Genomic DNA, 1021 nt, shown 5'->3' with positions numbered 1-1021 from the left:
AGTTTAAATTTGAATGTTAACAACCAAGTATATGGATAAATCAACTTTTAAAATACAGCACATGGACTGTGCTTCGGAAGAAAACATGGTGCGCATGAAGCTGGATGGTGTACCAGCGGTGAAGGGCTTAGAATTTGATTTGCTGAACCGTCGATTAACTGTGTTTCATGCAGGGCAACTGCCTTCCATTGAAAACTTAATCAATGAACTTGGTTTAGGCTCTTCGCTCCTCAATACCGAAAGCACAGAGCAAGAATTAGCAGTAGAAGACACCAAAGGCCAAAGCAGGCTATTATGGCAGGTGTTATGGATAAACTTTGGCTTCTTCGTGCTGGAAATGACAACGGGTATTTTCTCAAAATCAATGGGCTTGGTTGCCGACTCCTTAGATATGCTGGCCGATGCTTTGGTATATGGGTTAAGCCTGTTTGCCGTAGGCAGTACCGTTGCTAGAAAAAAAAACATTGCCAAGGCAAGTGGCTATTTTCAGCTTACCCTTGCTGTAATCGGCTTTGTGGAAGTGGTACGCAGGTTCATTGGAAATGAAGACCTGCCTGATTTTCGTACCATGATTGTAGTCTCCATCCTTGCCCTTATTGCTAATGCCATTTGCTTATACCTGCTGCAAAGGTCTAAAAGCAAGGAAGCCCATATGCAAGCCACCATGATTTTTACTTCAAATGATATTATCATAAACGGGGGCGTAATACTAGCTGGTTTGTTGGTGCTCTTCACGGAATCATCGCTACCCGATTTAATAGTTGGTGCTATTGTTTTTATAATTGTAATTAGGGGGGCAACAAGAATTCTGAATCTGGCGAAATAAATACTTTCCAATATTCCTGCGGCCGATGGAAACCCCGGCTAGTTTGGGTGTATTAGCCACTGGTGACGCCCGACCTTCCATCCTGCCGCCCTTCTATATAACTCAAGTTGCGATTATATACATTTATTGATGGTGTAGGCAAAAACAAAGAGGACTAGTTTCAAGATAAACCCCTGAGGAGTTACCGCGTGAATG

1 protein-coding gene is annotated in these 1021 nt (G+C 42.8%); it reads left to right on the top strand.

All coding sequences use genetic code 11. The features are described from left to right. The first annotated feature begins 31 nt into the window (after nucleotides 1–31). Nucleotides 32–826, top strand: coding sequence for a cation transporter (locus ACFQ2O_RS21790; RefSeq protein ID WP_377533048.1), 795 nt, complete (start codon nucleotides 32–34; stop codon nucleotides 824–826). Nucleotides 827–1021: the final 195 nt, after the last annotated feature.

Origin of the sequence: Pontibacter rugosus, from assembly GCF_042678745.1 — a bacterium.
In the GTDB taxonomy this organism is placed as follows: Bacteria; Bacteroidota; Bacteroidia; order Cytophagales; family Hymenobacteraceae; genus Pontibacter; species Pontibacter rugosus.
The sequence above is the reverse complement of the archived record's forward strand: the minus strand, read 5'-3'. Positions and strand labels throughout refer to the sequence as shown.